The sequence below is a fragment of the Paracnuella aquatica genome (genome assembly GCF_003332885.2).
GTDB lineage: Bacteria > Bacteroidota > Bacteroidia > Chitinophagales > Chitinophagaceae > Flavisolibacter > Flavisolibacter aquaticus.
In genome coordinates, this window is record NZ_QOWJ01000002.1 from 213,433 (window position 1) to 238,279 (window position 24,847).

The 24,847-nt window shown below is 50.3% G+C and carries 22 protein-coding genes; 14 read left to right on the forward strand and 8 right to left on the reverse strand.

The genetic code is table 11. From position 1 onward, the window contains the following. Window positions 1-32 precede the first annotated feature (32 nt). The 4 genes from DRJ53_RS05705 to DRJ53_RS05720 all read left to right on the forward strand — a co-directional run bounded on the left by DRJ53_RS05705 (window position 33) and on the right by DRJ53_RS05720 (window position 9,202). Entirely contained in the window at window positions 33-3,785 is a 3,753-nt protein-coding gene (locus DRJ53_RS05705) for a DEAD/DEAH box helicase (RefSeq protein ID WP_114234632.1), read from the forward strand. A gap of 100 nt (window positions 3,786-3,885) precedes the next feature. Continuing rightward, a complete protein-coding gene (locus DRJ53_RS05710) occupies window positions 3,886-4,980 on the forward strand; it encodes a PDDEXK nuclease domain-containing protein (RefSeq protein WP_114234633.1) in 1,095 nt (364 codons plus the stop codon). Window positions 4,981-5,449: 469 nt separating this feature from the next. Next, window positions 5,450-6,256 (forward strand): TapB family protein, encoded by an 807-nt coding sequence (locus tag DRJ53_RS05715; RefSeq protein ID WP_114234634.1) that lies wholly within the window; start codon window positions 5,450-5,452, stop codon window positions 6,254-6,256. Between the two features lie 168 nt (window positions 6,257-6,424). Next, the gene (locus DRJ53_RS05720; protein ID WP_114234635.1) at window positions 6,425-9,202 is read left to right on the forward strand and encodes an outer membrane beta-barrel family protein; all 2,778 of its coding nucleotides are present in this window, start codon (window positions 6,425-6,427) and stop codon (window positions 9,200-9,202) included. 209 nt (window positions 9,203-9,411) lie between these two features. Here the strand turns inward: DRJ53_RS05720 and DRJ53_RS21230 are convergent, their stop codons facing one another. Next, window positions 9,412-9,579 carry a hypothetical protein gene (locus tag DRJ53_RS21230; RefSeq protein ID WP_155523191.1) on the reverse strand — a complete coding sequence of 56 codons (168 nt, stop codon included), beginning with the start codon at window positions 9,577-9,579 and terminating at the stop codon, window positions 9,412-9,414. Window positions 9,580-9,689: 110 nt separating this feature from the next. On the opposite strand from DRJ53_RS21230, the gene DRJ53_RS05725 reads away from it, so the two are divergent. Next, window positions 9,690-10,268 (forward strand): hypothetical protein, encoded by a 579-nt coding sequence (locus DRJ53_RS05725; protein ID WP_114234636.1) that lies wholly within the window; start codon window positions 9,690-9,692, stop codon window positions 10,266-10,268. Window positions 10,269-10,409: 141 nt separating this feature from the next. On the opposite strand, the gene DRJ53_RS05730 is transcribed toward DRJ53_RS05725, so the two are convergent. Then, window positions 10,410-11,222, reverse strand: a complete 813-nt coding sequence (locus DRJ53_RS05730) for a GLPGLI family protein (RefSeq protein ID WP_114234637.1) — start codon at window positions 11,220-11,222, stop codon at window positions 10,410-10,412. A gap of 111 nt (window positions 11,223-11,333) precedes the next feature. Here DRJ53_RS05730 and DRJ53_RS05735 point away from each other — a divergent pair, with 111 nt between their 5' ends. Then, the gene (locus DRJ53_RS05735; protein WP_114234638.1) at window positions 11,334-12,719 is read left to right on the forward strand and encodes a sensor histidine kinase; all 1,386 of its coding nucleotides are present in this window, start codon (window positions 11,334-11,336) and stop codon (window positions 12,717-12,719) included. Then, window positions 12,716-13,402, forward strand: a complete 687-nt coding sequence (locus tag DRJ53_RS05740) for a response regulator transcription factor (protein WP_114234639.1) — start codon at window positions 12,716-12,718, stop codon at window positions 13,400-13,402. Before DRJ53_RS05735 ends, DRJ53_RS05740 begins: the two co-directional genes overlap by 4 nt. A 387-nt stretch (window positions 13,403-13,789) precedes the next feature. Here the strand turns inward: DRJ53_RS05740 and DRJ53_RS21235 are convergent, their stop codons facing one another. Next, window positions 13,790-13,951, reverse strand: coding sequence for a hypothetical protein (locus tag DRJ53_RS21235; RefSeq protein WP_155523192.1), 162 nt, complete (start codon window positions 13,949-13,951; stop codon window positions 13,790-13,792). Between the two features lie 133 nt (window positions 13,952-14,084). Here DRJ53_RS21235 and DRJ53_RS05745 point away from each other — a divergent pair, with 133 nt between their 5' ends. Both DRJ53_RS05745 and nagA read left to right on the forward strand, forming a co-directional pair. Continuing rightward, complete coding sequence (locus tag DRJ53_RS05745; protein WP_114234640.1) at window positions 14,085-15,680, forward strand: AsmA family protein; 1,596 nt, start codon at window positions 14,085-14,087, stop codon at window positions 15,678-15,680. Window positions 15,681-15,973: 293 nt separating this feature from the next. Next, window positions 15,974-17,077, forward strand: a complete 1,104-nt coding sequence (gene nagA, locus DRJ53_RS05750) for an N-acetylglucosamine-6-phosphate deacetylase (protein WP_114234641.1) — start codon at window positions 15,974-15,976, stop codon at window positions 17,075-17,077. Window positions 17,078-17,195: 118 nt separating this feature from the next. Here the strand turns inward: nagA and DRJ53_RS05755 are convergent, their stop codons facing one another. The 3 genes from DRJ53_RS05755 to DRJ53_RS05765 all read right to left on the reverse strand — a co-directional run bounded on the left by DRJ53_RS05755 (window position 17,196) and on the right by DRJ53_RS05765 (window position 18,855). Next, window positions 17,196-17,552 (reverse strand): hypothetical protein, encoded by a 357-nt coding sequence (locus DRJ53_RS05755; protein ID WP_241558464.1) that lies wholly within the window; start codon window positions 17,550-17,552, stop codon window positions 17,196-17,198. Between the two features lie 303 nt (window positions 17,553-17,855). Then, window positions 17,856-18,155 (reverse strand): hypothetical protein, encoded by a 300-nt coding sequence (locus tag DRJ53_RS21240; protein ID WP_155523193.1) that lies wholly within the window; start codon window positions 18,153-18,155, stop codon window positions 17,856-17,858. Window positions 18,156-18,324: 169 nt separating this feature from the next. After that, window positions 18,325-18,855: a class IV adenylate cyclase gene (locus DRJ53_RS05765; RefSeq protein ID WP_114234773.1), complete on the reverse strand. Its 531-nt coding sequence runs from the start codon at window positions 18,853-18,855 to the stop codon at window positions 18,325-18,327. Between the two features lie 456 nt (window positions 18,856-19,311). Here DRJ53_RS05765 and DRJ53_RS05770 point away from each other — a divergent pair, with 456 nt between their 5' ends. The 5 genes from DRJ53_RS05770 (at window position 19,312) to DRJ53_RS05790 (ending at window position 22,786) form a co-directional block, all read left to right on the forward strand. Continuing rightward, window positions 19,312-19,536 carry a hypothetical protein gene (locus DRJ53_RS05770; RefSeq protein WP_114234642.1) on the forward strand — a complete coding sequence of 75 codons (225 nt, stop codon included), beginning with the start codon at window positions 19,312-19,314 and terminating at the stop codon, window positions 19,534-19,536. A gap of 14 nt (window positions 19,537-19,550) precedes the next feature. Next, window positions 19,551-20,081 carry a 2'-5' RNA ligase family protein gene (locus DRJ53_RS05775; RefSeq protein ID WP_114234643.1) on the forward strand — a complete coding sequence of 177 codons (531 nt, stop codon included), beginning with the start codon at window positions 19,551-19,553 and terminating at the stop codon, window positions 20,079-20,081. A gap of 59 nt (window positions 20,082-20,140) precedes the next feature. Further along, on the forward strand, window positions 20,141-20,710 hold the full coding sequence (locus DRJ53_RS05780; RefSeq protein ID WP_162303812.1) for a DUF4136 domain-containing protein: 570 nt from the start codon (window positions 20,141-20,143) through the stop codon (window positions 20,708-20,710). Between the two features lie 75 nt (window positions 20,711-20,785). Next, a complete protein-coding gene (locus DRJ53_RS05785) occupies window positions 20,786-21,367 on the forward strand; it encodes a DUF4126 domain-containing protein (RefSeq protein ID WP_114234645.1) in 582 nt (193 codons plus the stop codon). A 66-nt stretch (window positions 21,368-21,433) separates the two neighbouring features. Beyond that, window positions 21,434-22,786, forward strand: a complete 1,353-nt coding sequence (locus DRJ53_RS05790) for an amidohydrolase family protein (RefSeq protein WP_114234646.1) — start codon at window positions 21,434-21,436, stop codon at window positions 22,784-22,786. Window positions 22,787-22,791: 5 nt separating this feature from the next. Here the strand turns inward: DRJ53_RS05790 and DRJ53_RS05795 are convergent, their stop codons facing one another. Together DRJ53_RS05795 and mqnC are read right to left on the reverse strand one after the other, a co-directional pair. After that, on the reverse strand, window positions 22,792-23,466 hold the full coding sequence (locus tag DRJ53_RS05795; RefSeq protein ID WP_123893386.1) for a hypothetical protein: 675 nt from the start codon (window positions 23,464-23,466) through the stop codon (window positions 22,792-22,794). Between the two features lie 192 nt (window positions 23,467-23,658). Beyond that, a complete protein-coding gene (gene mqnC / locus DRJ53_RS05800) occupies window positions 23,659-24,783 on the reverse strand; it encodes a cyclic dehypoxanthinyl futalosine synthase (RefSeq protein WP_114234648.1) in 1,125 nt (374 codons plus the stop codon). Between the last annotated feature and the right edge of the window lie 64 nt (window positions 24,784-24,847).

A 24,847-nucleotide genomic window follows, 5' to 3' on the forward strand; every position in this document is an offset into this window, starting at 1 on the left:
AAGTACCCCTTACACCCTTAAAAGAACGTCGTTTGGCCTTACCACATTTACTCAAATACATCTATACCCAGGGAACAGATGAAGTGATCCGCCGCGGAAAAAAGATCCATGCCATGGGCTTTGTTGACATGGTGGAACACGACCCGCTGTTTGGTAACGCAGTTTTTCGGGTAAAAGACGATAACTACGGCACCTTTTACAAAGTGCACATCCAGCAGTATAAAGATCCCAAAGGGCTTTCGCTGCGCTGCGCCTGCCCGTACAACCTGGGCGACATTTGCCGCCACGAAGTGGCCGGCCTGCTGCGCCTGCAGGAGATGTTGGATAAAGGCCTGCTTGATACCGCCGATGCCGCATACGACCAGCACCACACCGTGGCCAAAATGCGCAGCATTGAGCTGAAAACCCTGCGCATGATGTGCTCGCCGGAGGTGATGATGGATGCCGAGGCGTTTTTGAAAAAGGGCAAGCCAAAAATTGAAAGCGCAAAAGACGAAACCGTAAAAGCCACCGTAACCCTCGATGGCCGCGATTATTATGTCATCATCCGCCGCAACGAAGAACGCACCTTCGATACTTCGTCCGATTACGAAGACGAAGAGCATCCGCTGTGCCTGCCCAAGATCATCGTGTTCCTCTATTTTTTGCAAAAAGAAGGACCTTATTATTTCGATACCATCCGCAACTGGGACAAGGAAAAAAACAAGTTGCTGGAAGCCTATGGCTATTCGTTGAGCGACGACCTGAAAGGCAAGTTTGAGTTTAATTACAAAGAAGGCAAGCCTTACCTGCGGGTGCTTGATCCCAGCATCAAACGCATTATTGCACCGGCGCCGCTGCCCACTTATCGCCGTGCCGAAGCGCCGGCACCGGTGGCGCAGCCCCTGCCCGTACAAAAAGAAGTGGCCACCGCCACACGGCAACTGGGTGTGGTGTTTAACCTTAACCGGCCTGCATACCCGCATTTTTTCGTGGATGTGGTAGAAGGTGAAATGGACGAAGAAGGCCAGTTTTTGGGCACCGTGCAAAAGCTGGAACTGTCGAAATATATTGACCTGGACGGGTATGACGAACGGGGCCGAAGCCTGATCAGCAATGCCCGCAAACTGCAGGAGGCGGATGTAAACAAATACATCAACCGCAACTCGCCGTTCTCGGGTTTTTGGGAAAACATCGTGCACCAGGAAGGCGATGAACTGCCCGAGGAAACAAAGACCCTGATCCTTGAATATTTTGTGCCGAAGCTGAAAAAGATCTGCATCGAAAACGAGGCGGCCATTTTTGTGTTGCCGCAAGGGCAGGCTTTTAAAACGGCCAACCTGCAAAAAGTAGAATACAACAACAATACCCTGCTGCCGCAGTTTTCGGTGGAGCGCCAGGGTGCCGACTTTGCGGTGGAATGTTTCATCAAACCCGAAGCCGTTGCTTATTCGCTCAGCGATAACGAAGTGCCTACGCCGCTGTTTTTTTTATACAACCACCAGGTGTACCTGTGGGAAAATACCGACGGCGCCACCATTGCCATGCAATACGGCACCGGCGTAAAAACATACAGCACAGAGGCCTGGCCGCAGGTGTTGGAAAAAGAAATTTTGCCCCTGAGCCGCGACTATAAAGTGGACTTTAGCCGCGAACTGATTGGCGAGGTAAAAGACGGTGAGCCGGATGTGCGCCTGTACTTGCAGGAGAAAGGCGACTACCTGGTGTTTCAACCCATTTTCAATTACAAAGGTTTTGACACACGCCCCAAAGACCGCGATGAACTGATTGTGCCGCAAGGCGGCAAAGTAATGGTGGTGCACCGCAACCGCGATGCTGAAGAAGCATTCATGCACAAGCTGCGTACGCTGCACTCCAACTTTGTAAGGTTTGAAGATGGCGCAGCGCTGGCCCTGAAAGGCGCCGATGTGCTCAAGAACAACTGGTTCTTTCTTTTTGTGGACAGCATGAAGGATCACAAGGTTCCCGTGTTTGGTTTTGAATCACTAAAGAACTTTCGTTTCAATACCGCTAAGCCGTCCACGCACATTTTCATCAGCAGCCACACTGATTGGTTTGATGCAAAAGTGGACATACTTTTTGGCGACCAACGGGTAACAGTAGCCGAAGTAAAAAAAGCCATTGCCAACAAGCAGCAGTTTGTGCAACTGGCCGATGGAACCTTGGGCATTTTACCCGAAGACTGGCTTAAAAAATATTCACTCCTGTTTCGGGTGGGCGAAGGCAAAGGCAATGCGCTGAAGCTTTCCCGCTATCACCTCAGCGTGATTGACGAACTGTATGAAAACCGCGATGAAGAAGAACTGACCATACAACTTGAAGCGAAATACGAAAAGCTCCGCGACTTTCACGACATCCGTGAAGTGCCGCCACCACAACAGGTGGAGCGCATTTTGCGCCCCTACCAGGTGGCCGGATTTCAATGGCTCAACTACCTGCGCGAAGTAGGCTGGGGCGGTATCCTGGCCGATGACATGGGTTTGGGTAAAACCGTGCAAGCACTTTCGTTTTTACAACATTACCACGATGACCAGGATGGTGAGTTAACAGCGTTGGTTGTTTGTCCTACTACGCTTATTTACAACTGGGAAAACGAGATCAAGAAGTTTACACCGGGGCTTACTTACTACATACATCACGGGCCATTGCGCAACCGCAGCGTGGATGCATTGCAACACCACAACATCATCATTACCACGTACGGCACATTGCGCAGCGACATCAAAACTTTTGTGGCCACAAAGTTTGATTGCGTAGTGCTTGATGAAAGCCAGGCGATTAAAAACCCGGCATCGAAAGTAACCAAGGCCGTGGCCCTGCTCAATGCAAAAACCCGTGTATGCATGAGTGGTACGCCGCTGCAGAACAATACATTTGATATTTATGCGCAAATGAATTTCCTCAACCCTGGCATGCTGGGTTCGATGGAATTTTTCCGCCAGGAATTTGCCATCCCCATTGATAAATTTGGCGAAGCGGAACAAAAAGATCACCTGCGCAAACTGTTGTATCCGTTCATATTGCGCCGCACCAAAGAGCAGGTGGCCAAAGACCTGCCCGACAAAACAGAGATGGTGCTTTGGTGCGAAATGGAAGGCGAGCAGCGCCGTATTTACGATGCGTACCGCAACGATTTCCGCAGCCGCATCATGGGCACCATCGAGGAGCAGGGTATTCAAAAATCGCAGCTCACCATTTTGCAGGGCCTGATGAAGCTGCGCCAGATCTGCGATTCGCCGGCCATCTTAAACGAAACGGAGCGGTTCGAAAACCACTCGATAAAGTTGGAAGAATTGGGCCGGGAGATCACAGAGAATATTTCGAACCACAAAGCGCTGGTGTTTTCGCAGTTCCTAGGCATGCTGGCGCTCATCCGCGAAAAGCTGGATAGCTTGGGCATCAAGTACGAATATTTTGATGGCAGCACCACGGCACCCGACCGCGAAAAAGCAATCAGGAGTTTCCAGGGCGATGATGAAGTGCGGGTGTTTCTTATTTCGCTGAAAGCGGGTGGCGTGGGTTTGAACCTGACTGCGGCCGACTATGTATACATTGTTGATCCATGGTGGAACCCCGCCGTGGAGCAGCAAGCCATTGACCGTACGCACCGCATTGGACAAACAAAAAACATTTTTGCTTACCGCATGATTTGTAAAGACACAATCGAAGACAAGATCATGCAGTTGCAGGAGCGCAAACGCCTGCTGGCAAAAGACCTGATCGCCGATGATTCTTCGTTTGTAAAAACGCTGACGAAGGAGGATGTGGAGTACTTGTTCAGTTAATAACACAAGCGATATAAATACCACGTTGAAAGGCTGGTATTTATATCGCTTACCTAGCCACTAGCATACCACTTGGAAAAGGTTTGAATATTTTTCAAATATGAAACAGCCGGCTAACTATAATGAATTTGTAGCGCAGCTAAAAGCTGAAATTCAGTCGGCCCGGCTAGAGGCAACACTTACTGCAAATGTGCATTTGCTGGTGCTGTATTGGAAGATGGGAAAAGCTATTGCTGACAGGGAAGGTAGCGTAGGCTGGGGCGGAAAAGTAGTAGAGCAATTAGCCAGCGACTTGCGCAGTGAGTTTCCGGATATGAAAGGCATTTCATCGCGAAACTTGCGGTACATGCGGGAATTTGCAAATGCTTATCCTTTGTTTTTACAGCCTGCTGTAGGTGCTCACAGAAAAGATGGAAATAAAATTTTGCAAGTGCCACTTGCAAAATTGTCCGATGTACAAAAAGTGCAAGACCCGCTTGCAAAAATTACTTGGTATCATCACATCACGTTACTCGATAAAGTAAAAGATCCCGAAGAACGATTGTTTTATATAACCGAAACAGCTGTTCATGGCTGGAGCCGCAATGTGCTGGTACACCAGATAGAAAGTGGTTTGTACCGCAGAAAAGGTAATGCAGTCACTAATTTTGCTACTACGTTGCCGCAGCCTCAGAGCGACCTAGCGAAGGAACTCATGAAAGACCCATACAAGTTTGACTTCCTGAGTTTGGGTGAAGCATACAAGGAGAAAGATTTAGAAAATGCATTGGTTGAACATATAACCAAGTTCTTGCTGGAGTTGGGCGCAGGTTTTAGCTATGTAGGCCGCCAATATCATTTGGAAGTAGGCGGTGAGGATTTTTATATTGATCTTCTGTTCTATCACCTGAAGCTCCGCTGTTTTGTGGTGATTGAATTAAAAACCGGCAAGTTCATTCCTGAATACGCCAGCAAGCTTAATTTTTATCTCAATGTTGTAGATGACAACCTGCGGCATCCAACTGATGGGCCTTCCATTGGGATATTAATTTGTAAAGAACGAAATAAAGTGATAGCCGAATATGCCTTGCGGGGCATCAATCGGCCTATCGGTGTTAGCGAATATGAACTAACAGAAAACATACCTCCATCATTGAAAGGGAAGCTGCCAACTGTTAAAGAAATTGAAGCAGAATTGGCTGACAAAATTGATTAGAATAATGCTCAAGTAATTTATCTAGTCACACAAATTGCGGGTGATATCTTAGATAAGTACAATGGAATTGGTGCAGTAATAAGCTACACCTTTGTTATTTTATTGATAGAAAGTGGGCTTTGGATGGTGCCGTATTTAAACTTAGGTAGGTCCAAGCAAAGCTAAATTCCCTGTTGCAACATCATATCAATCAACATATTAGCGGCCAAGCATAAACCCGGTATAAAACCGACTTCTCCAAAAAGCCATCATTGCAGCTCATGCCCCATTCCCTTCAACTCAGACCCTCATTTTTACCGTTCGTTACCAAAGTGGTTGTGTGCAGCAAACACACACCGCATCTTTGCCAAGCAATCAAACAACAACCAAAACTAACCAACACCAGTAACCGAAACTAACGCCATTCAAAAACACCAAACACCAACCTCACAACCAAAAATTTTTAAAAACAAACCAAAACTTCTTGTTTATGACCACAACCTCTATGGCCACACGTGTGCCCTCCATCGCCAAAAAATTGACCCGCAACCTGCTTGCTGTAATGGCAATGGGCATGTTGCTCACTGCTTGTGAAAAAGACGACGACACACCCGGAAATGGCGGCGGCGGTGGCAACCCTCCCGCACAGGAGCAAAGCTATTTTCCTACCGCTACCAACAAAGTATGGAAATACCGCTCTGATGATGCCGGTGAGATTTCGGAGCACAACCTGCGTGTGTTGAACCAAAAAGATTCGGCCGGCGGCAAAGTGATTCATTATGAAACGGCTTTCGACGATGGCACTAAACTCAACCCGTTTGTACACCACACCAGCAGCCAGATCGTTTATGCCAACACGTTGCCTGCCGATCTGAAAGAAGTGTTGGCGGAGATGGAGCAGGATCCGGATGTATCTGACTTCTCCATCACGGGTTTCCCGCTGCTGCAAAAGCTGCCTGCGAACCCTAAAGTGAATGACGTGATCCAGTTTTCTGATCCCATGCACATTGGCTGGATTCAGCACGATGATGAAGATGAGTACGAGATCTCGATGGACTTTACTTTTAGCGATGGTAAAGTGCTCGGCTTTGAAGATGTAACCACACCTGCCGGCACATTCAAGAACTGCATGAAGTGGTCGTTCAAAGGCACATTGAGCATGAAAATTGGCGAAGCAAATGCTACCAACACTGTAATGCAAAACACCATGTGGTATGCCAAAGGTGTGGGCCTGGTAAAAAGCGCGGAAACTACCGGCAACACTACATCTACCACAACGCTGATAGCTGTTCAATAAGAATTTCCCGAGTTGTAATCAATAATGTTTCAATCTGGCCGGAGCCTTCACCATCAGTGAAGGCTTTTGGTTTTGTTGGTGGCGCCAGTGCCGTTCATCAAGGTCTTAACGTTCTTTAACCCTTAATGATGCGGCTTGCGAATAACTTCGTAGGCAATTCACCTGCTTATGTACCGCTTTATACTTTTGGCCGTCTTTGCTTTTTGCAGTGCCCAGTCGCTGTATGCACAAAAATTTCCGGGTTCTGTCCGGGGTACCTTGCTCGACTCTGCCTCCAAGCAGGGCCTGAACGATGCAACCGTTTCGGTAATGGGCGCCAAAGATTCCTCGCTTATTTCTTTTTCGCTTACCTCTAACAGTGGCTTTTTCGAAATAAAAAACCTCGATACCGGTGTGTATATACTGCAGGTTTCTTACCAGGGTTATCCCAGCATTCAAAAGCCATTTAGCTTAACGGCACAAGCGCCAGTGAAAGATTTCGGTAACATTTATGCCGACCAGGAATACAAACAACTGGGCGAAGTGGTGATCAACAGCACGCCACCCATCCAGGTAAAAGGCGATACACTCGCCTTCAGGGCCGATGCATTTAAAACAAAACCCAACGCTACCGTTGAAGACCTCCTGAAAAAGCTGCCTGGCGTGCAGGTGGAAAAAGACGGTACGGTAAAAACGCAGGGCGAGAACGTGCAAAAGATTTATGTGGATGGCAAAGAGTTTTTTGGCAACGACCCCAAAATGGCTACCCGCAACCTTACTGCCGACATGATCGAAAACGTAGAAGTGTTTGAAGAAGGCAGCGAGCAATCGAGGTTTAGCGGCGTGGACGATGGCAACCGCACCAGGGCTATTAACCTGAAGCTGAAAAAAGATAAAAACAAAGGCGTGTTTGGCCGTGCAGGTGCAGGCTATGGCACCGACAACCGCTATGAAGCGAATGTAAACGCATCTTATTTTAAAGGCGCTACCAAACTGTCGTTGGTAAGCCGCTCCAACAACGTAAACAACCAGGGCTTTACGCAAAACGATGTAACGGGCATCAACACCGGCGGCAGTGGCCCCGGCATTACCCGCAATACCATGGCGGGCCTCAACTACAGCGATCTGTGGGGTAAAAAAACCGAAGTAACGAGTTCATATTTTTTCAACAATACCAATACCGAAAACAACAGTTCGAGCTTTCGCCGCACCTTTGGTGGCGACTCTACGGTGCTGCGTCCGCAGTCGGTGACTTCAAATAACCAGGGCACCAACCACCGCCTTAACCTGCGCTTGACACATTCGATCGATTCGTTCAACTCTATTGTATATACGCCCAACGTATCGCTGCAGCAAAGCGAAAGCTACCGCTCAAGCGAGCAACAGAATTTGGTGGAAAATGGAAAGCTTACCTATAAGCAACTGGATAATACCACGCTGCAAAAAAATAACGGTACCGGCAACAGCTTCAACAACAACCTCCTGTTCCGCCACCGGTTTGCCAAGCGTGGCCGCACATTTTCCATCAACCTGTCGAACAGCATTTCCAACAACGATCGCAACGGCAGCACGTTTTCAAATATTGGTTATTACAGGGAAGGCATCAAGTTCCGCGACAGTGTAGTGAACCAGATCAACATCGTGGATAATAAAAGCAACAACTATGGTGCATCGGCTTCCTACACCGAGCCCATTGGCCGCGACAAAACGCTGGAGCTGAATTATCAGTATAACAACAACTCAAGCCGCAACGACCGGCAGGTGTATGATTTTAATAACGGCACCGGCAAGTTTGATGTGTTGAATGCATTTCAAACCAACCTGTTTGAAAATGTAAACGAAAGTAACCGCGTTGGCGCCAACCTGCGTGTGGTGAAAAAGCAATATAACTACCAGTTTGGTTTGGCTGCGCAAAGGCTAACGCTTAACAGCAATAACCTGTCGCGTAAAACGCAGCTGTCGCAAACATTTACGAACCTGTTTCCTTCGGCGCAGTTCAACTATCGTTTTGCCCGCTCCAAAAACTTCCGATTTGAATACCGCGGCCGCACCAACCAGCCAAGTGTTACACAGTTGCAGCCCATACGCGATGTAAGCAGCCCGTTGTATCAAACAGAAGGTAACCCTTCCCTGCGCCAGGAGTACAGCAACAACTTTACAATGCAGTACAATTCATTCGACATGATGAAGTACCGCAACTTGTTTGCACGGTTTACTTTTTCGAACACGTACAACAAGATCGTAAACCAGGTGCTGCAATTGGACTCGGGTATCCAATTGAGCCGCCCGGTTAACGCCGACGGTGCATTTAACATGAATGGTATGATCAACTTTGGTGTGCCCATCAGCAAGATCAAAGGCGGTAATATCAATACCACCACCACCATGAACATGTTCCGCAACATCAGCTATGCCGGCGAGTTGAAGAACTATACCAACAACCTGATACTGGGCGAAAACGTTCGGGTGAACTATAACTACAAAGAGAAGTTTGACATTGGTTTCAGCGGTGGTGTTACATACAACCTTACCCGCAATACGCTGAACACAAGAGGCAACAACGAGTATTATACTTATGTTACCTCGGCTGATATCAGCTACATCTTTAGCCAGAAATGGGTGCTGAGCACCGACCTCGATTACACAACTACAACCGGTCTTACGCAGGGCTACAACCAAAGCTTCTTTTTGTGGAATGCTTCTTTTGCCCGGCAGATGCTGAAAAACAACCGCGGTGAGTTGAAGCTCTCTGTGTTCGACATCATGAAGCAGAACCGCGCCATCAGCCGCAACGTGGCCGACAACTATATTGAAGACATCCAGAACAGCGTATTGCAGCGCTACTTCATGCTCACCTTTACCTACAACCTCAATCGCATGGGCAACACGCAGGGCAACCAGCGTGGCGGCAACCAAATGATGCGCATGGGTGGGGGTAACTTTGGTGGCGGCAGGGGCATGCAATAAATGCAGTCCGCAAGCTTCAGGCTATTGTTGCCTGGAGCTTGCTGTTCATTACCGATACATAAAATGTGCTGCGCATAAAATAGCTGTGCATAAAATAAAAATACCCCGCATTTGCGGGGTGTTTTTATTTTAAAAGTTACAGTCTAGGCTATATGCAGTATGCTTATGTCGAGACTAAAAAAACAATACGGGTAAAAAAATAAAGCCGGTTACAGGCCCCTGTTTTTGGGGTTATAACTATTGGCTGCTGTGCCCGATCCAAAGAACAGCACACCCAGTACGGATTTCAAAAACCGCAGTGGGTTGATGGATGGACGATAGTAATCTTTGTAGATCTCAGCTTTCTGGCGGGCATGGACGATGTTTTTGTTTTTCATACAGGTATATTTTATATGGCGATATGATGAGCTTTCAAGATATGAATAAATGTGGATAAAACGGCTTTTGACTGTGGAAAAATTCTATAATTTACGCCAAAATCCTGCTTATGAAACGAAAATGTACCCTTTGTATTACATTAATTCTATTTATTTCCCAGATTTCTTTCGCACAAATTCGTTTCCCCGTTCCAACCGGCATCCGTGCCGACCTGCAAAAAGTAGTGGACGACTACCCAGCTCAGTTTGCAGCCATTCGCGGCGAGGTGGTGGACCGCAACCCGCAGTCTACCGAGTATCGTTCCAAGATTAAGATCGCTGATGCCGACCATTGTTCCATCATTGCTTATTCTTCGGGCAGCAAACCAGTGTATAGCTGGCAGGCCTTGTTGTACACCACCGAAGATTATGTGGCGGCAGCCAAAAAATACAAGTGGCTGTACCAGCAGATCAAGGGTGCCAATCTTTTTTACTTAAAAGACCAGTACACCTTGCGGGGCAACTACCAGGAGGCGGACGAAAGCCGCGGCTTTGCGGTAAGCACACTGGCCCTGGTGGCACCGCCTACGCAGTACCAAAAGCTGCGGGTAGATGTGTCGATGCAGTTTGAATTTCCGGAGTGGAAAGTGCAGCTGCTGGTGTACGACAAAGAGCGGGACGATGACGAAGCCGGCGCCGGCGATGAATAGAGCAAATGCTGTTCAGTAAACGCAGCCAATAGTTGAAGCAATGTTGATGGCTGTTGAAAAAGCTTTGGTGCTATTTATTGGCTTAAAAGGAAAAGGGAAAGCTGAATGCTTTCCCTTTTTTTAGCTTTTGTAAACCAAATTCTAATTGCCTTGAATCACAATGCGTTGGCCACCGCCACCGGGACCGCCACGCGGCATATTGCGGCGCATTTCTTCAAACATCTTATTGCGTTCCAGCGCAAAATCCGCTGCTGTAATGGATTTGCCGCCTTTCGGTTCTTTAATGTTTCCCGCATTTACTTTGGGGCTGATCTCCACTGCTTTGTACACCATGCGGCCTGCATTCATTTCAAGCTCCAGGATCAGGCCGGGCAGTTGCCCGTTAAATTCGGGTCCGGCCGGAACAGGAATTTCGGTGGTAAACCAGGCAGTGATGCTGGCCGTGTCGGCCACTTCCTTGCGTTTCATTTCACCGTTTTCCATATTCATCACAAAGCGGGTCCCAATGCGCTGAGCCACGGCTTTGCGGGCTTTATAGTTCAGGATGGGCTTTGTTTCGTCTGTTAATTTCCAGGCCAGTTTGCGCAGGCTGTCGGTAACAATATAGTTTTTCGATGCCAGTTCCTGCTTGGCTACCGATACGCCGGTTTCAAGGTTGGTGTACACATAATCGTCGCCGCCAAAGCGCATAAACATGCCGCCGCCGGGGCCACCACCGCCTTCGCCTTCTTCCATATCGGGCAGCGATTCCCAAAGGGTTTTAGCCGGGGTAAATGATAATTCAAAGCGATCGGTGCGGCTGCGGGGCAGGTTGTTGGCCACCGCCGGATCCACATTTTGCAAGCGCATCTGAAACTGCATGGTACGTTCGTACACCACTTTTCCTTCTTTCATCTGGGCCAGCGCCGGCATAGCAAAAAGCAGCGTGCCCATGGCAAGTAAAAATCGGGTCATGAAACAAAGTTTACGAAAAATTTCGGTGCCTGTTAAAATGCGGGATTTCAGCTACGTTAATAATGGTTAACATCAGGATGAACGGTAGGCGAATAGGATACATTTGTAACTATGCGTCGCATCAGTCATATCAAATGGTTGCCGGTTTTGCTGGGTGTAACCATCGTGGGCATTGCCGCCTTCCAAATTTATTGGTTGTACAATACCTACGATCAGGAACGGCGTAACCTGGAGATGCGCACCAACTGGATGTTTCGCGAAACGGTGCACAGCCTGCAGGCCACCAAGCTGAAGCTGAACACCGACAGCAGCCATGTAAACCAGGATCCGCTGCGTACGGTGGTAACACGGCCAATGGGCCGCAACCAAAAAACAACGGCCATGATGAATGTGCTGCGCGAACGCATCACTGACTCGCTGCGGCAAACCAGCATGCCGCTCGACAGCCTGGCCCAAAAAATACCACGACAAGATCGCCTGTTCCGCATTTTATACGAAATGGACGCAGCGCAGGATTCAGTAAAACTTTCCGAGGTAAGGGCGGTATATGCACAGCGCCTCGACTCGCAAAACATCCATGTGTCTTTTGTCATCAACCGTTTTGAACGCGACCGCGAACGCCGCGCTTTTAATGAAGTGACGCTGGGATTTTTGCACCCGGTAACGTACCAACTGGAAGTGCAGCAGGCCGGCCTCTACCTGATGCGCCGCATCATGGCGCCCATTTTTCTTTCCTTGTTTATTGTTGGATTTACGGCCCTTTCATTTATCCTGCTGTACCGCAACCTGCGGCACCAGCAGCGCCTTACCGATATTAAAAACGAGTTTATCTCGAACATTACCCACGAGCTGAAAACGCCCATTGCTACGGTTAGCGTGGCCATTGAAGCACTCCGCTCGTTCAATGCCTCGATGGACCAACAGCGCACTAAAGAGTACCTCGATATTTCGCACAACGAGTTGCAACGTCTGTCGCTGCTGGTGGATAAAGTGCTCAAGCTTTCCATTTTCGAAACCAAAGAAGTGGACCTGAAATATGAGCGCCTCAACATGCGGGAACTGGTGGATGAAGTAACGGCATCGATGCGGCTGCAGTTTGAAAAGTACCGTGCCAACGTAACCGTTGAGCAGGAAGGCGATACCGTGCTGGAAGGCGACCGCCTGCACCTCGTCAGCGTATTGTTTAACCTCATGGACAATGCACTTAAATACAGCAACGGCAAGCCACAGATTGATGTGTTGGTAAAAGACGCCGGCGGTTCGGTGCAGCTGTGTGTGGCCGACAACGGCATCGGCATTCCAAAAGAATACCGCGATAAAGTGTTTGATAAATTCTTTCGGGTGCCCACCGGCAATTTGCACAACGCAAAAGGATACGGCCTGGGCCTGAGTTATGTGGCCCACGTGGTGGAAAAGCATAAAGGCACCATCCGCGTTGATTCGGAAGAAGGAACGGGCAGCCGTTTTGTAATTACCATACCCAAACAACCCGCATGAGCAAGCCCCGCGTTTTGTATGTAGAAGACGAAATGTTTATGGCCCGCATTGTAACCGATACGCTGCGCGATAAAGGTTACGATGTGATTGGCATACACGATGGTATGGAAGCCGTGGATGCTTTTGTAAAGGAAAAGCCGAACGTGTGCCTGCTGGACATTATGCTTCCGGGCAAAGATGGTTTTGCCATTGCCGACGAGATCAGGGAGCTGGATGCATCGGTGCCCATTATATTTCTGACGGCAAAGTCAGAAGTGCGGGATGTGGTAGCTGGCTTTAAACTGGGCGGCAACGATTATATCCGCAAGCCGTTTAGCATGGAGGAGTTGCTGGTGCGCATTGAAAATGTGCTCAAAAACAGGGGTGCTGATCCTGATCTGCAAGCCGAGGAAGTGCGGTTGGGTAAACTGGTGTTTAACCTGCGGCGCCAAACTCTTTCCGGCGACGAAGAAGAACGCAAACTATCATACCGCGAAAGTGAATTGCTGAAACTGTTGTACCAAAACCGCAACAATATTGTGGAGCGCCGCGATATCCTCATCCTGCTCTGGGGCTCCGATTCTTTTTTCAACAGCCGCACCCTCGATGTGTATGTGACCAAACTGCGCGGCTATCTCAAAGCCGACCCCGCTATTGAAATCATTACCATCAAAGGCATCGGTTACCGGTTTGTGATGGAGTAAGGAATATCGAACAGATGAACAAGGAACAGAGGAATGATGAAGTCGAGGGGAGAATAACGAACAAGGAACAAGGAATGGCGAACCGCAGAAGGGGAACAGCCGGTTATTGATTATTGGTTGTCGTGGTGCAAATGGCGGTATTGTATGGACAAAATAATGTCGGTTAACAAAAAGTATATGGTTTGTAGCCAGTGGGCGTAGCCCACAACCATTGGTAGCATGACATTTTATTGGCATCAATTTGGGCGTAGCCCAAACCTGCTCTTATCGTCTGTCGTTGCCGCATCTAACCATTCCATAGGGTTGATCTACGATCAACGAAAATGATATTTACCTGAAAACATTATTCGCTACCAACAGGTGTGGGCCATGCCCACCTTTTTTTGTTCATTTCTTTGTGTCAAATTTTTGCATTTCTCTTTTAACGAGCCGGCTCACTAATTCATAACTCATCATTTCCAATTCATCATTCCCTTCGTCATTCAACATTCCTTGTTCCTTGTTCGTTATTCTTCCCTCAACTTCATCATTCCTCTGTTCCTTGTTCATCTGTTCGATATTCCCTCCCGTTCTGGCATGCCAATTTCATCACTGGTGCATGGCGTGGCGAAACAGGCGGTGGAAAACAATAATAGGGATAGCTGCGATCTTTCTGGGGTTGGTTTTTGCCATACTCCTGCTCATGGCCAACCGGCTGGTAACGCCCATGCTCCGCGAACGCCTGCATACCCTCATCATCCAGGGCTCCGACAGTTTGTACCGCTACGAACTGGGCAACCTGAAAGCAAACTTTTTTGGCGGCAATGTAACGGTCGAAAACCTGCGCATCGACATTGACAGCAGTCATTACCGCCGGCTCGATGCGGCCCATGCACTGCCGTCGCTCACTATGGAGCTGCAACTGCAGCGTGGATATATCAGCGGGCTCAGCGTGTTCCGCCTCCTGTTCAGCAAGCGTATAGAAATCACGGAAATCGGTTCAAAAGAAGCAAACGTTCGGCTGTCGCGGCATGTGCGGCCCAACAATATTGCCAGCAACGCACAGCCGCTGTGGAAAATGCTGCAGCCGGCCATCCGCAGCATTCAGGTCGACCGCATCAACCTGGACGGAATAAAACTGCTCTATGCCAACGCCGATACATCCGAATCGGTGCAACTGCAGTTCGATCGCTGTGTGGCCCAGTTCAACAATGTGCGGGTAGATTCGGCGGCCGCTGCTGATACATCGCGTATTGTATTTACCAAAAACATCACGCTGCGGTTTGCCGACCTTTCTTACCGCACCCCCGATTCGTTGTACAACATGGCGGCGGAGCAGCTTTACTATTCGTCGGGCGACCGCTACCTGGAACTGGCCAATTTTACCCTGCAGCCAACCCTCGACCTGGCCACATTTTACAAAACCATGGGCCGGCGCATGAGCCGCTACGAGGTGACTACCAACAAGGCTTATTTTACCAACCTGCGACTTGATCGCTTTATTCACGACAATATTATTGTGGCCGACAGTGCCGTGGTGGTGCAACCGGACCTAGAAATTTACCTGGATAAAACGCTGCCGCCGGAGTATGTAAGTAAACTGGGCACTTACCCTCACCAGCGGCTGCTGCATGCACCCATGGCTATTGATGTGCGTACGCTGCATGTAAAAAACGGCGACCTGAGCTACACCGAGCGGGGCGAAAAAACAGACAAGGAGGGAACACTCACGTTTAGGGGCACCAACCTACTGGTAAACAATGTAACCAACCTGCCGGCACGAATCCAGAAAGACCCCTTGTGTGTGGCGCAGATGAACACCAACATTTTAGAAAATAGCCCGCTGGAGGCCCATTTTACTTTTTACCTCGACTCGGCTGATGGCGAATGGGCTGTATCGGGCAGGGCCAGAAATGTAACGGCCGCGCAGCTCAATACGGTGGCCATGCCGCTCGGCAACACCGAACTTACATCGGGCAAAATCGACGACATCAAGTTTGCACTGCGCGGCGACAGCTACCGCGGCTACGGACGGGTGGAAATGCGCTATTCAAACATGGCCGTGATCCTGCGCACTATTGACGATGAAACCGGCGCACTGAAAACCAAAAAACTGCTCACTAAACTGCTCAACAAGTTTACACTCTACCCCAGCAATCCCGGCCCCGATGGCGTGGTGCGGCACGGCAACGAAGTGGTATATGCCCGCCCCTCCAACCAATCTTTTTTTGCCACCATCTGGAAAACCATGCTCAAAGGCATGCAGGAAGTGATGCTGAAAAGCGGGGTGTATGAGTAGTCCGAAGTCGGAAGACGGAGGTCCGAAGACGGGAAAGACAGGAAAGACAGTAAAGAATGGAATGGATGCAGGCTTGGTCTGAAATGGATTTCCCAGTCAGCAGCTGAAAGAGATGTTTGAAAAATTGAGCCACCCTATTGCAAACACAAACGCAAGACCATTCCTTTTACCACAACCAACACTACTCCCAACTCTAAACTCCCGACTCTCGACTTTCCCGTCTTTTCCGTCTTCGGACTTCCGTCTTCCAACCTCCGACTTCTTCTCTCTCCCTTCTTTGCTATCTTGCCCCTATGTCCCGCACTTATTTTTCGGCGCCCAAAATTTTTACCGGCGAAGCATGGCTCCACGATCATGCACTTGTTGTGACCAATGGCCGCATTGAAGCCCTGCTGCCCGCCGATGAAATACCCGCCGATACTGTTCATACGCATTTTGAGTTGGCCAGCATGGCACCCGCCTTTATCGACCTGCAGATTTATGGCGCCAACAGCAAATTGCTGGCAGTACATCCCACCGTTGATGCGCTCCAGGATCTGTATGCATATTGCGCAGCCGGCGGGGCGCCGCTGTTTCAGCCCACAGTGGCTACCAACACCATGGATGTTTTTTTCAAAGCCATTGATGCAGTGCGGCAGTACCAGCAGCAGGGTGGCAAGGGCGCCATCGGGCTGCATGTGGAAGGGCCTTGGATCAGTATGGCCAAACGCGGTGCGCACCTGCCCGAATGTGTGCACCCGCCAACGCTGGACGAAGCCCGCCAACTGCTGGAGTATGGCAAAGACGTGATTACGATGATTACCCTAGCACCGGAAGTGTGCAGCGATGAAGTGATCCAACTGGTGCAATCTTATGGCGTGATGGTTTCGGCGGGGCACAGCAGTGCCAGCTTTGCGCAGGCCAACCGGGCTTTTAACGAACAAAACATTGGCGTAGCCACGCATATGTACAATGCAATGAGTGCATTGCAGCACCGCGAGCCAGGACTGGTAGGTGCGTTGCTACTGCACCACTCGGCAAGGGCCAGCATTATCCCGGATGGGCACCATGTTGATTTTGCAGCCATCCAACTGGCGCACCAAATGATGGGCAACCGCCTGTTTGCCATTACCGATGCGGTTACCGAAACCACCGAAGGCGGCTATCGGCACCAAAAAGTTGGCGATAAGTATGAAAGCAACGGTGTGCTCAGCGGATCGGCTTTAACGATGCATGCCGCATTTACCAACTTGGTGCAGCATGCCGGCATTAAAGTAGAAGAGGCACTGCGCATGTGCAGCCTGTACCCGGCGCAGGTAATGGGGCTTGATACGCAGTACGGCAAGCTGGCTGCGGGTTTTGCCGCAAATTTTATCGTGCTGGACCAACAGTTGGAACTGCAGCATACGTTTGGCTAAAATAGCTTGAGGCTTGCTGATACCTGCACTTTATTTTACAACAAACAGGGCATACCCATGCAGGTATGCCCTTTATCATTAGTGCATCTTTAAACCATGTTTGCCGTTGTAAAAACTATTACCGCGTGGGCTGCAGGTAAATGGTTTTGCTCCCCTTAGGCTGTGTAAAATACTGGTACAGCCAGGTAAGTGTAAACGTGGGAATAAAATCAAGTCCGGGCAGAATCTCTTCCACGAAGTTGAAAATACCACCGAAGAAACCTTTGGTACCGCCAAACATCCGCATAAAAATCATGGCCGAAACGGGCGCCCACACAATATCGAACACCTCACCCACTACAGGCAGCGCAAAAGAAGCATAACCCAGCAGGTCCATCACAATACAGGCGCCTAGCGAAGGCAATTTTTGAGGGGTTGCCAACGGCGCATTCCTTTTGCCACGGAACAGCAAACGGTTGAGCAAAAATTTTTTCATGTAGTTGCAAATGCCTGTTTGCGGGCATCGCTACAATTGACGAGAAAAAAGTGCCAGTAGTTGGGTGGCGCTGTTAGTGTTTCGTTATAAAAACCGGATAAGGGTATCCGGCCCTGGTGCTGCTGCAAAAGGGTAAAAGGGAACTGTACTGCGCTGAAGGAGCGCAGCAGCACGGGGTAATAAAAATGGCAAACAGGAAGGAAAATAGGCCGCTGCTGAAAAGCGAGCGGTGCAGTGAAACAGCAGCCGGGATGGGCAGGATAGCCAGCACCCCGGCTGTTTTGTTATGATGCAAAAAGTGGATTACAGGGTGTCGTCCTCCTCGTCTTCATCATCGTCGTCCAGTGTCAGATCGTCGTCCAGATCTTCATCATCCACATCCTCGATGGCTGCATCATCAATGTCTGCGTCATCGATATCTGCATCATCCAGGTCCTCGTCGTCAAGGTCTTCATCATCCAGGTCCAGGTCGTCTTCATCTTCATCCAGATCATCATCGTCGGCAGCCGAGCGGGCAGTAACCGGTTGCAGCAAAGTTTCTGATCCAAAAGGGTTCTGTGCTTCCATATCAGCAGTCATCAGGGCGTTCCGTGCATTTTCCATGACTAAGAGGTTTTAGAAGGTTAGGTGTTTAAAATAATATGCCAAATAAAAAAGTGCAATAGGTGCGGTGGTGTGATGCAGTTTTCACAAAGCAGGAATGCGGTGCAACAGCGTTGCGGCAACCAAGATACCAACTAAGCACCAAATTGCAGCCGCGCCGCTTTGTAATTTATTTTTCTGCGCCGGGCGGTTGCTGCAGCAGCATATCGCTGTACGATTGGGCCAGGTAATCACTATCGGCAACTCCAAACAGGGTGGCAAAATAGCGGCATTGTTCCTGTAGCTTTTCGGCACCAATGCTGCCGTCCGCATCAATAGCTTCCACCTCTAAGAACTGGCCCAGGCCGGCCACTTCGTCGAAGTGAATTTTTACGTTGTCAACAAAATAAATACGGCGACGCTTTTCTACAACTACTTTAATACCCAAGGCTGCAGTGAGCAGTGCTTTCAGTGCCGCATCGGGCTGGTGCTGGTACAAGATCACATCGCTTTGTTTGGCGCCGGCAATATTGCTGCGCTGGTAATGAATGAGGGCGTGTTCAATATTGCCTTCGCGCAGCTTCATGCGGCCATGCGGTACATTGAAGTACGTGTCTTTTTGGTGGTCTTCGCCGGCAAAACGTGGGTTGTGATCGGCCAGCAATTGCTGCAGTTCCTTGTTGCGACTGCTGCGGGCTTTAAATTCTATGTTCAGGTGCATGGCGGCAAGATAGGGAGAGTTTGTAGTTGAAGGTTGAGAGTTGAGAGTTGAGAGTTGAGAGTTGAGAGTTGAGAGTTGAGAGTTGAGAGTTGAGAGTTGAGAGTTGAGAGTTGAGAGTTGAGAGTTGAATGAAAATAGCGGTGAAGGTAACCCGTCATTGCGAGGCGCAGCCGGAGCTAACAACAAAAAGTATTTGCATCGCCGAAGCAATCTCCCTCCATTTTGGACAACCTAAACTTCCTGCCGTAAAAAACCATTTGCTCAAGCACACAAGGAGATTGCTTCGGCGCCCCAATGATTTTTTTCAAAAACCCTACTGCGCCTCGCAATGACGAACTCTGCCAACCACATCACTAATTACCGACTTTGAACTCTCAACTCTCAACTCTCAACTCCCTCCCGCATGGCACAATTTTTTTCCACCTTAAGCCACAGAGCAAGTGTCAATCAACCAGTATGGAGCAACTATTTACCACCCAACTCAAACAAGGCGGCGGCACCATGGCCTACCGCGTGGCATTTGCCAACGAGCAATATCATTTTATCCCCGACGGCATGCAGGGCAGCCCGTTTGCCCTCCGCCGCGAACACGATGAGTGGCACCCCGTAGAGCCCCTGCCCGAAGAGGTATTGCAGCAAGCTATTGCAGCATTGGAGCAGTACCTGTTGCAGCAGCACTAAGCCTCGCTGCAACTATGGCGCCCCTCATTCTCACCCTTACCATCGAGGCCGAAGCACAGACCTATTTCAATCAATTGCGGCAGCAATATTTTCCGCCCGAACGCAATTTCCTCGATGCGCACCTGACCCTGTTCCACCACCTGCCGCCAGCGCACCCCGGTATTATTCCAACTATTCAGGCCTTATGTGCCGCCCAGCCCCGCATGCAATTGCTGGCTGCCAAAATGGTCAACATCGGCAAAGGCGTAGCTATCAAAATTGTATGTCCGCCGTTGCAAAGCCTGCATGGCCGGATGCGCAAGCTGTGGCTCGAGTTGCTTACGCCGCAAGACCGGCAGGGCATCTGGCCGCATATTACCATTCAAAACAAAGTGGCGCCCCAACAGGCAGCAGCCTTGTTGGAGCAACTGGCGCCTACATTTTCTCCCTTTCATTTTTGGGGCACCGGCCTCACCCTTTGGGAGTACCGGGGCGGCCCCTGGCACCAGTTGCAGCAGTTTGCATTTACCGGGGAAGAAATGGCGCAAAACAGCCCGGCGTCCTAGCGTTATTCCAGCGTTTTTTGCTTGCATGCTTTTTGGAGTTATGCAGGTAAATGCGAAACATGAAGCGGCTGATGGGTTGTGTACTGGTTGGGCTGTTACTGGCGGCCTGTTCCAGCAAAGTGTATGTGCTGCGCAGCGAAGGCGCCAATATGGCCAAAAACCGAACCTTTAGATGGGTAGATACCAGGGCCGCAGCAAACAGCACCGAAATGCGGCAGTCGGTATTTGCCGAAATCAGCATCCGCAATGCGGTGCATGCAGCACTGGAACGGGCAGGCTGGAAAGCAGCGGCAGATGGCGCCGAAGTATTGATTGGCTACGATATACTGGTGGAGCGCACCGTGGAGCAGCAGCAAAACCCGGTGAACACGCAGCCCTTTGCCCGTTTATATTACAACCCTTACCTGCAGCGCTGGGGCCACATTTATTACCCGGCACGCTTTGCGGGTTTTGAAACCCAAACCGTTCCGGTAAAAGAAGCCACACTTACCCTATCCATGATGGATGCCCAAACCGACGAAGCCCTGTGGCAGGGCTGGACCTCGCAGCGCATTGGTGCCACAAAGCTTACCGAAGAGGAGATTGAAAAAGCGGTGCACCGGATATTGGAAAAACTGGAAGCGCCCTAACGGTAAAGCACAACTGAAAAAGCGCATTCCCCATATTTTGTGGGTATATTAGATACAACTTCGTTTAGCCCAAAGATGAACATCAACTACGAAATCATTTCTGCCACGGCACTGGGTATTGCACTCAGCGCCTGTTGCGGTTTCCGGGTGTTTGTGCCCGTGCTGGCCGCTTCGCTGGCGGGGCGTATGGGATGGGTAGGCCTGCCGCAGGATATGGCCTGGATGGCTACGGTGCCGGCGCTTATTTGCTTTGGCGTGGCAGCCGTGCTTGAGGTGCTGGCCTATTATATTCCAGTGGTGGATAACCTGCTCGATGCCATTGCCACGCCGCTGTCGGTGGGGGCAGGCACACTACTGGCCTCCTCGCTACTGCCTACCGCCGATGCCGAACCCCTGCTGCGTTGGACCGCCGCCCTGCTGGCCGGTGGTGGCGCTGCAGGCACCATACAAATGGGCACCGGCTTGTTGCGCCTCCTTTCAACCAAAACCACGGTGGGCACCGGCAACGCTGTTGTGGCCACCGGCGAAAATGCTGCAGCCATCACTGGTTCGGTAGCCAGTTTTTTCTTCCCGGTTTTGCTGGCTGTACTGATGTTGGTGTTGGCGGTTTGGATATTATCGGGACTGAAACGGCAGTGGGCCAAAATGCGCCGGTAATATGTTCAAGTCGCCTTTGCTCCCTTCGCTTTACGGCTGTGCTGCGAATTATATTATTTTTCCCGCATGAAATGGTTCCTCCTTTTACTGCTGGTTTCATGCTCTTTGTATTCCGTTGCGCAAACAGACAACTACCTCATCCGCGCCGGGAAATTATTTGATAGCGAAACCGGCCGTTTCCTCACCGGCCGCGTGGTGCTGGTAAAAGGAAGAACCATTGAAGCAGTAAAAGAAGAAGCAGCACTAACGGCAGCGGAAAAAAGCACCTTCAGCCGCGTGGTCGATCTGTCAGCTTATGCGGTGATGCCCGGTTTGATCGACTGCCACACACACCTGCTGTACCGCGAAAAAGTATATCCGCGCCAAATGGAGCTGGAAGGCGCTGTGGACATGAGCCGCATGCTGACGCTGGAAGGCGATGCTTACCGGGCAGTGTACGGCACCGCCAGGGCAAAAGGATATCTCGAAAATGGGATTACTTCCGTTCAGGACTTGGGCAACTCGGGCTTGTTTGCCGATGTGGCGCTGCGCCGCGGCATCGAAGAAGGCTTGGTGCCCGGTCCGCGGATGCGCTGCTCTGGGCCTGGTTTATCTACCGAAGGTGGGCAGCTGCCCGGCCTGTTGCACAAACACCGCCACCTGGCCGCCGATGAATACCGCGTGGTAACCAGCGCTGCCGATGGCATCCAGGCTGTGCGGGAAAACCTGACGCAGGGCGCCAGCGTGATCAAAATTTTTGCTAACAACACACCCAATAACACCATGCTGAGCCGTGCCGAAATAGAAGCCATTGTGCAGGAAGCACACCGTTATGGCGTAAGGGTAACGGCCCATGCCACCAGCAATACAGCAGTGTGGACGGCAGTGATGGCTGGGGTGGATGGCATTGAACACGGCTACCAGATTGCTGATTCGACCATGGAGCTGATGGCCCGCAGGGGAACGGTGTGGGTGCCCACATTTGGCGATAGCGCTCAGTATGCAGAATACATCAGCATGGCCAACCTGGGCAATACAGAGGAGTTAAAAGCAATCCCGCAAATCGTATCCGGATTTCAGCAATACAGAACGGCGCTGCTCAAACGCGGCCGCCAAAAAGGACTGCTTATTGCCGCTGGCAGCGACGACTACTTGGATGTGTCCTTCCCGATGGGCGAAACATCAAAACGCAACCTGATTGGCTATGTGGAAGCCGGCGTGCCCCTGCCCGAAGTGCTGCAATGGGCTACCCGCAATGCAGCCAAACAACTGGCTTGGGAAGGAAAAATTGGTGTGCTTAAAAAAGGCGCCTGGGCCGATATAGTGGCTTTTGACACCAGCCTCGATACAAACATCAATGCCCTGCTGCAAACGCATTTTGTAATGAAAGGGGGCAAAATATATGTGGGTGCCGAACACGTGAAAGGCGCCAGCCGTTAGGCCCTTTATCCGGCTTTGTTGAGCAGGGTAAACAGCCTTACCAGCTGCTCTTCGTTTTTCAACTTTAATTTTTGTTGCGCAGCTATTTGCTCAATAGTGGTTGCTGCATCGGGCATTTGCGCCAGCAAATGTGCCTTGTCTTTTTTTACCTGCACCAGCTTGCCATCGGGCAGGTAGGCAAACAACAATTCTTTTTGATAAGTGCGCTGTTCTTCGGGTACTTCTTCTTTTACCAGGTAAATGGTTTTTGCCTTACAGCGCAGCAACTGGTAAGGCCCATCCACCAGCACTTCGTAGTAAGTAGCGTCGGTATTTTTTTGGAAAACGGGATAGCCCCTGCGGTACAGCAGGTCCACGCTGTCGTTTTTGCGCATGATGCGCATGGTAAACTGGTGCACCGGCTCGAGGAACTCCATTACCAGCCCGGCTTTTTGGTAATACAGCTGGTTGCTGTATACATCGAACAAGAGCGGAAAGCGAAGGGTATTATTGTTGTTTTTCAGTACAACGGTGCCGGGCACCCATTGCTGTTTGATAAACAGGCGCTGTACATCGTCGGAGATTTCGGTGGGGGGCAGCGAGCCCATTGCCAGCGGCCGCGAATGCCGCGCCGCTTCAATACTTTGGGCCATTGCCTGCTGCATTGCACAGGTCAGCAACAGCAAAAGCAATCCTCTCATGTGCAAAAGTTTTAATGAATGTAGGCATTTTCAAAAACATAAAACAGGACCAATACCGTAAAATGGAACGCATAAAAATGCCCCGCAACTGCAGGGCATTTTTTGTAACCAAGACTTGAATTCTTTACTTTTTTATTATTAAAAAAGCGACGCAATACCTCTTTGTTCAATTTCAATAAAGCGCCATTTTTCTCAATAATCCACCACCTGCTCCACGATCGCTTCCGGCAGTTCGCGCCACTCGTACTGCTGGTTGCGCAGCTGCGGCTCAAAGCCCGCTTCGCGGATGGCATCCTGTATGGTGCGGCTGGTAAAACGGTGCGGTGCGCCGGCAGCGCTTACCACGTTTTCCTCGATCATGATGGAGCCAAAATCGTTGGCGCCTGCATGCAGGCAAATCTGGGCCGTTTGTTTACCAACGGTAAGCCACGAAGCTTGAATATTTTTCACATTCGGAAGCATGATGCGGCTGATGGCCACCATGCGGATGTACTCCTCGGGAGTGGTGAGGTTGTGCACGCCGCGGATGCGGGTAAGCAGGGTATCCACATCCTGGAAGGTCCAGGCAATAAATGCAAGAAAACCTTTGGCCGATTCGGGCTTTTTGGCCTGCACCTCGCGGATCTTTACCAGGTGCTCAAAACGTTCGCGGAGCGTTTCCACATGGCCAAACATCATGGTGGCCGAAGTGGTGATGTCCAGCTTATGCGCTTCGTGCATGATGGCCAGCCATTCGTCGGCGCCGCATTTACCTTTCGAAATAAGGCGGCGCACCCGGTCCACCAGTATTTCGGCGCCGGCACCGGGCAGCGAGTCGAGACCCGCTGCCTTCAGGGCTTTCAGCACTTCGTGGTGGCTGGCTTTTTCCAGTTTACAAATATGCGCCACCTCGGGTGGCCCCAGTGCATGCAGCTTGATGGTCGGAAACTCCTGCTTAATCTGCCGGAAGGTGTTGGTGTAAAAATCCAGTCCCAGCCCGGGGTGGTGACCGCCCTGCAGCAGCAGTTGGTCGCCGCCATAGCGGATGGTTTCCTCAATTTTGCGGCGGTACACGGGCATATCTGTAATGTATGCCTCGGGGTGGCCGGGTATGCGGTAAAAATTGCAAAACTTACAGTTGGCCACGCAAACGTTGGTGGTGTTCACGTTGCGGTCTATTTGCCAGGTAACCTTGCCATGCGGCACCTGCACCTTGCGCAGGTTGTCGGCAATGGCCATCAGGTCGGTGAGCGGTGCCTGCTCAAACAGCTGCATGCCCTCTTCGATGCTCAAAAACTCGAAGTTGAGGGCTTTATCATAAAGAGTGGAAAGCGACATAAGGCCACAAATTTACGGCGTGCCGCAGCAATTAATCCTGATGGGGATCAAAGTGCGGGTTTTT

Excerpts from the sequence above, each read along its gene's own strand:
- DRJ53_RS21235 (WP_155523192.1), bottom strand. The coding sequence starts at position 13,951 with ATGAACAAGGAACAGAGGAATGATGAAGTTGAGGGAAGAATAACGAAC.
- nagA (WP_114234641.1), top strand. The coding sequence starts at position 15,974 with ATGTCCCGCACTTATTTTTCGGCGCCCAAAATTTTTACCGGCGAAGCA.
- DRJ53_RS05710 (WP_114234633.1), top strand. The coding sequence starts at position 3,886 with ATGAAACAGCCGGCTAACTATAATGAATTTGTAGCGCAGCTAAAAGCT.
- DRJ53_RS05770 (WP_114234642.1), top strand. The coding sequence starts at position 19,312 with ATGGAGCAACTATTTACCACCCAACTCAAACAAGGCGGCGGCACCATG.
- DRJ53_RS05730 (WP_114234637.1), bottom strand. The coding sequence starts at position 11,222 with ATGACCCGATTTTTACTTGCCATGGGCACGCTGCTTTTTGCTATGCCG.
- mqnC (WP_114234648.1), bottom strand. The coding sequence starts at position 24,783 with ATGTCGCTTTCCACTCTTTATGATAAAGCCCTCAACTTCGAGTTTTTG.
- DRJ53_RS05720 (WP_114234635.1), top strand. The coding sequence starts at position 6,425 with ATGTACCGCTTTATACTTTTGGCCGTCTTTGCTTTTTGCAGTGCCCAG.
- DRJ53_RS05740 (WP_114234639.1), top strand. The coding sequence starts at position 12,716 with ATGAGCAAGCCCCGCGTTTTGTATGTAGAAGACGAAATGTTTATGGCC.
- DRJ53_RS05715 (WP_114234634.1), top strand. The coding sequence starts at position 5,450 with ATGACCACAACCTCTATGGCCACACGTGTGCCCTCCATCGCCAAAAAA.
- DRJ53_RS05790 (WP_114234646.1), top strand. The coding sequence starts at position 21,434 with ATGAAATGGTTCCTCCTTTTACTGCTGGTTTCATGCTCTTTGTATTCC.
- DRJ53_RS05745 (WP_114234640.1), top strand. The coding sequence starts at position 14,085 with ATGGCCAACCGGCTGGTAACGCCCATGCTCCGCGAACGCCTGCATACC.
- DRJ53_RS05795 (WP_123893386.1), bottom strand. The coding sequence starts at position 23,466 with ATGAGAGGATTGCTTTTGCTGTTGCTGACCTGTGCAATGCAGCAGGCA.
- DRJ53_RS05765 (WP_114234773.1), bottom strand. The coding sequence starts at position 18,855 with ATGCACCTGAACATAGAATTTAAAGCCCGCAGCAGTCGCAACAAGGAA.
- DRJ53_RS21240 (WP_155523193.1), bottom strand. The coding sequence starts at position 18,155 with ATGGAAAATGCACGGAACGCCCTGATGACTGCTGATATGGAAGCACAG.
- DRJ53_RS05780 (WP_162303812.1), top strand. The coding sequence starts at position 20,141 with ATGAAGCGGCTGATGGGTTGTGTACTGGTTGGGCTGTTACTGGCGGCC.
- DRJ53_RS21230 (WP_155523191.1), bottom strand. The coding sequence starts at position 9,579 with ATGAAAAACAAAAACATCGTCCATGCCCGCCAGAAAGCTGAGATCTAC.
- DRJ53_RS05785 (WP_114234645.1), top strand. The coding sequence starts at position 20,786 with ATGAACATCAACTACGAAATCATTTCTGCCACGGCACTGGGTATTGCA.
- DRJ53_RS05775 (WP_114234643.1), top strand. The coding sequence starts at position 19,551 with ATGGCGCCCCTCATTCTCACCCTTACCATCGAGGCCGAAGCACAGACC.
- DRJ53_RS05725 (WP_114234636.1), top strand. The coding sequence starts at position 9,690 with ATGAAACGAAAATGTACCCTTTGTATTACATTAATTCTATTTATTTCC.
- DRJ53_RS05735 (WP_114234638.1), top strand. The coding sequence starts at position 11,334 with ATGCGTCGCATCAGTCATATCAAATGGTTGCCGGTTTTGCTGGGTGTA.
- DRJ53_RS05755 (WP_241558464.1), bottom strand. The coding sequence starts at position 17,552 with ATGAAAAAATTTTTGCTCAACCGTTTGCTGTTCCGTGGCAAAAGGAAT.